The following is a 5652-nucleotide window of genomic DNA, read 5'->3' as shown; positions in this document are numbered from 1 at the left end:
GAAGATGATTTCGAAGATGATGAGGATGCGGCGGACGCTGCCGTCGAACAACAGGCGTTGCTCCCTCGTTTGATGGAAGATTGGCGCGATTATATGACGGACTATCATGCGATTCGCGCCGATGGCGAGCATGATAGTGAGCATGAAGACGAGCATGAAGGCGATTTCGCGCTGAGTATGGAAGCGCTGTACGTGCTTCTTATGGAGGGCAATACCGATCGCGTGGTCGATGCGATCGCCTCCGTGCTGGGCGCGGATCCGCAGATCAAGGCGTTCGCATCATTGTGGAAGGTTCTTGACAAAACATGCGAGTCGGAAGCCAAACTGGTTTCGCGTGAACCGCAATATGTGTTGGATTGCGCATGGAGGGCCTGCGGCAAGGCGGAAGTCTGGCAGCGTGTGGCGCTGGAGCATTCGGCTGCCGGCCGTGCCGCGAATGATCGGCTTGACGCGGCGATGCGTTTGTTCAACTATGCTTCAGGCGGCGAGTCAAGCGGGGAATTCGCGGTACACACCATCGAGGCGTTCATCGAACAGGTGCGTTTGCTGACCATTGAGGCGGATTCGCTGGCGCATACCGCGCCCATTGATCAGGCGGTGACCCTGACGACTCCCGCAGGAGCGGCGGGAAAGCGCTGGAATCTGGTTTTTCTGCCGGCTTTGCAGCAGGGGCAGTGGCCGAATCTCACACCACGCAACACGTTGTTCGGCGGTGAGGAACTGGCCGATGTGATGCTGCACGGCGTATTGTCCGACACGATCGTCACTCCGGCGGGCAGGCAGGACGCGCAACTGGCGTCGGTGCTCGCCTCCGAGCAGAAGAGCCTGTTGGTGGCGTTGACCCGTGCCAGCGAGCGTGTGGTGGTGAGCGCCGTGCTGAATGACGACAATGTGCCTTCGGATTTTCTATACGGATATATGCCGGAGTGCTTCGACCGCGATCGCGACGCCGATATGGAACGGCGAGAATATGCGTCGGTCGGCGGCCAAGGCGATTACGCGGGGCTGGAAACCGATCCCCGTGGTCTGGTCGCGGCCGCCCGAAGCGTGCTTGCGTCGGAACCTGAGGACAGCCCGAAGGCGCGTGATGCCGCGGAAGCGTTGGCATTGCTGGCTTCGCATGGTGTTACGGCGGCCGACCCTGACCGTTGGCCGTTTATGGGGGAGACGGTCGAGGCCACCATGCGGAAGATCGCGGCCGTCATGCGGACGGGCATGAGCGACACGTCGGAAAGCTCGACGTCGGGCCGAAACGGTAAATCGCGGCGATCCGACGTGGTGACTTTGTCTCCTTCTGCGGTAGACAATCTGTGGGCGTGCCCGGTGTGTTGGATGTTGGAAAACCGCTTCTCCGGCCCGCGCATGGGCAGCGTCGCCACGAGTTTCGGCTCGCTGATCCACAAGGTGGCGCAACAGGCCACCGAAGCCGGACTTGATATGCCGGAACACCATACCGCCATCAGCGACGTGGACAATATCAATGCGATCACCGAATGGATGTATGCCGAATACAAGCGTCTATGCGGTGATTTCAACGCCATTGCCGATCCCGCGCAACGGTATCAGGCGTTGAAGAAAGATGAGCAGGCGCAGGAGGCGTTGCGTAACATCGCCACGTATTTCGTGCAATCGAATCATGGTGATTATCCGATTAAAAATAATGATGCATTCAGCGTTGGAAAACTTACGAAAGCCGAACCTGAGCTGAAATTTACCGCAAAATTCGATTTCGACGATATTCTCGACGCCTACAATGCGATGGACGGCGTTCACGCGATTTCACGGAACGAATTGATCGCCATTATGGGAGCGTTGGTCGGAGGATGGCCGGAAACCGGCATGAGCGAGTATCTCACCGTGCGTTTGACCGGCAGGATCGACCGTTTGGAACGGCGTGAAATGGCGGATGGCACGCAGCAGGTGCGTCTGATCGACTACAAAACCGGTGTCAGTCCGACCGGCGAAGGCCTGTTCAACGATCTGCAGCTCGTCTGCTATCAGCTGGGACTCGTATTCCCCGAGGAAAGCGGCATGCGCGGGGCGCAGGCGGTGGCGAACGCGCCGAACATCACGCAAAGCGCGCTATTCCATGTAGCCAAGCACGCATACCCTGCGCCGTATGGCGACACCGCCGCCGAATCGCATATGCAGCAGGCGCTGTTCGCCAATGGAAGTCTCAATACCGGCGAATTCATACCGCGCTATTACGTCAAAAAACTCGACAAGGATTTCCACGACGGACTCGATGACATGCTTCCTCCGTTGGAAGTGAGCGACGAGCATTGGAATGAGTTCCTTGGCTTACGCGGCACGATGGCGGTATGGTCCCTCACCATGATCGCGAGGGTCTTCTATGCGGCCGCGGCCAGCAGGGCGAACGAAATCACCGCAAGACCGACGACGGAACATGTGAAATACTGCAGAAACACTACGATCTGCCCGGCCTGTGCGGGCGAACAGAACACCGTATTCGAAAGGAGAACGGCATGAGCGGAACCATGAAGTTCACCGACAGTCCTGAGCAGGCTGCCGTCGTCCAAGCGCCCTCGTATGCGGATGTGGTGGTGGTGGCCGGCGCTGGATCCGGCAAAACCTACACGATGACCAGACGCATCATCACGCTGATCGAACAGGGGGTGAGCCCCGAAAAGATCCTCGGACTGACCTTCACGCGCAAAGCGGCCTCGGAACTATTGTCTCGAGTGTCTGCGGCCGTGACTCGCGACCAGCGCGAACGCGGCCTGAAATCAGCGAACATGACGTTCCTCAAACCGGAAGTCTCCACGTACGACGCTTTCTTCCAATCCATCGTGCGCCAATATGGACTGCTTGTCGGCTTTGACCAGAACACGCAGCCATTGAGCGAAGCAGGTGCCATGCAGCTCATCCACACTGTGCTTGACAGGCATATGGATGATCTTATGGCGTTCGACGGCGATCTGAAATCGTTCAACACCATAGCGGGCAACGTGTTCGCCCTGTCCAACGCCATTTCCGGCGCCATGATCGGCGGCGACTGCACCAGCTTCGACGAAGCCGTGCAACGCGTGCGCGACTGGGATGAGGCGTTCGTCGAACAGATCGCCAAGGCGCTTGACGGCGAAACCGTGCCAACGGAAGAGCCGAAATCGCCAAAGCTGCCGAAACGACTGAAAAAGGATTCCGACGCGGACTACGAAAAGAAACTGGAGAAATACCGCGAACTCGGGCACGACATGTGCGTGTTCAACAGCGCGCAACTCGCATTCGTCGCCAAGCAACGCGACCTGCTGCTCGATCTTGTGCTTGACTATCATGCCGAAAAACGCGCCTGCAATATGGCGGAATTCAGCGATTTCACCATCGCGGCATTCCAGCTTGTCTCCCGATTCCCGTCCATCGGAGCGGCCTACCGCAAACGCTATTCGCATGTGCTCCTCGACGAATACCAAGACACGTCCACCACGCAGGCGGCACTGCTGAGCGCGCTGTTCCACGCTGACGACACGCATCGCAGCGCGGTCAACGCGGTCGGCGACCCCTTCCAATCGATCTACGCATGGCGAGGGGCGAGTCCTGGCGCATTCCGCATGCTGCAACACGATTTCGGCATGGACGCCACCAGCAGGCCATTCGCATTGACCGTGACGCGGCGCAACTCACGCATGGTGCTCGAAGCGGCGAACAATCTCACCAAACCGCTCCGCTTGCCTGCCAGACGCCTCAGCAGCTCGCTGATGCGCGAAGTCGACGTTCCGGCGCTCGTCAATACCGACGAAGCCCCCGAAGGAACGGTGGGCGTGCTTGCGTTCGACACGTTCGGGCAGGAGGTCGACGCGGTCGTGCGCTTCGCCAAACATGCGATCGCCCTGCATACGCCTTCCTCGCGCGACCTCGACAATGGCATGAAAGACAATCGTCCGCACGTGGCGGTGCTGTTCCGTTCCAAAGGAATCATGCCGCAATTCGCGGAAGCGCTCGAACGCGCAGGCCTGACCACGCTGGTAGTGGGGCGGTCGGCGTTGCTGGAACGCCCGGCGGTGCAGGACGTGTTCGCTTTGCTACGCGTCGTCAGCGATCATACCGACAGTGCGGCGCTTATGCGATTGCTGGCCACGCCGCGATTCTCCATCAGCGCCAACGATCTGCAGGCGCTCGCCGATACCGCGGAACAGGTGAACACGATGTGCCGGTATCGTGCGCTTGTTTCAGCTGGAATCGTGCAGGAGCAATCCAACAAGGAAGAAAAACCGGAAAATCTGGGAATTTATGGAGTAACTCCCAAGTCGGGTCCTTCCGATGCTGAAATCCGTGCCATCGTACGTGAATATCGAGATCAAGTGCCGAATGCGGTTTTCCTTGTGGACCTCATGTTGCGTGACGATCTCGCGGAACTCATTGACGGCAGGGTGAGTCGTGAAGGGACGAAGGAAGTGCTTCGCGCCGCGGATGCGATCCGTCAGGTGCTGCGCATGCTTGGCCACCCGTTGCCGGAAGTGGTTCGTGAGGCCATCGTCGCATTGAATCTCGATATCGACATGCAGCTGGCCGAGCATATGCGCGGCGGTCAGGCCGATGCCACGCTCGCCGCATCCCGGGTGGCGCTCGCCAAATCGCCGATCGATGCGTTGCTGAAGCTCGTCGACACGTATATGCAGGAGATCGCGTCGCAGGGAACGCCGAGCCTGCGCGCGTTCATCTCATGGGCGGATTCGCTGCGCGACGCACGCGAGGAGAACGCGGTGGCTCCCGATGCGCCTGTCGACGTGGTGCTGATGACCGTACACCAGTCGAAGGGCCTTGAATGGGATGCCGTGGCCGTGGTCGGCATGACCGATGGCGGATTCCCCACCAACAAGGGCAGCGATCTGCGTGTGGTCGTTGATGAAGAGCATCTCAACGGTTTCCAGGATGGCGTGTGGACGCCGCCCGAATATCATGAGACCGCCAAAACGTGGCTGACCGATCCTGCTGCGGTGCCGGTTCCGGTGCGTGTGGACGCCGATATTCTGCCGCGATTCCCCCATGACGCGCTTGTGGGTGGAAATCCGTTGGAAGCGTTGGAAATGCTGGAGGATGCGGAAATCATTGACGACGAAGTGTTCGGCACCTTGCGGAATATGAGCGTCGATGACATGGAAGGTATTGATCCGGACGGACTGTATTTGACGCAAATCGAGGAGTATGGCCGTCGGTTGCATGCCGACGAGCGTCGCCTCGCGTATGTGGCGTTGACTCGCGCCCGTCATGAGGCGCTGCTCACCTGCAGCGCAACGAATGCGGAAAGCCGTGATCCGCGTGCCGTGGGCGATCGCAAACGTGTGTCCAAACCGTCGAATTTCCTAGTGGAAGTGCGCGATTCCATGCTCAATATCGTTTCCAGAGCGGCTGAGCCGAGCAACCTGGCCGATATTGCGGAAGTTGAGGATGTCGATTCCTCCGAAAACGGCATGACCAGTCTGCATTCGATCGATGCGCCGTTGCCGGATGGATTTTTTGTGGGCGAGCATGCCCGCGATTTTGAAGATGCGGTGGTCGGCGACGCTTGGAATGCGCCGCTCGAGCCGTCGGAAGGCAACCAGTTCCTGCCATGGCCGTGCGAGTTGAGCGATGAGACCCTGCAGACGTTGCGTTTGTCTGCGTTGCAGGTGGATTCGGCGATGAACAATGCTG

The 5652-nt window shown here is 59.1% G+C and carries 2 protein-coding genes; both read left to right on the top strand.

The window, feature by feature from the left end; genetic code table 11:
- Nucleotides 1–2490: PD-(D/E)XK nuclease family protein (locus tag Q5H33_RS07950; protein WP_302423917.1), on the top strand; the 2490-nt coding region annotated here is incomplete at its 5' end.
- On the top strand, nt 2487–5652 hold a 3166-nt coding region (locus tag Q5H33_RS07945), incomplete at its 3' end, for an ATP-dependent helicase (protein ID WP_302423916.1). The genes Q5H33_RS07950 and Q5H33_RS07945, both read left to right, overlap by 4 nt.

It is taken from the genome of uncultured Bifidobacterium sp., assembly GCF_959020145.1.
In the GTDB taxonomy this organism is placed as follows: Bacteria; Actinomycetota; Actinomycetes; order Actinomycetales; family Bifidobacteriaceae; genus Bifidobacterium.
The sequence above is the reverse complement of the archived record's forward strand: the minus strand, read 5'-3'. Positions and strand labels throughout refer to the sequence as shown.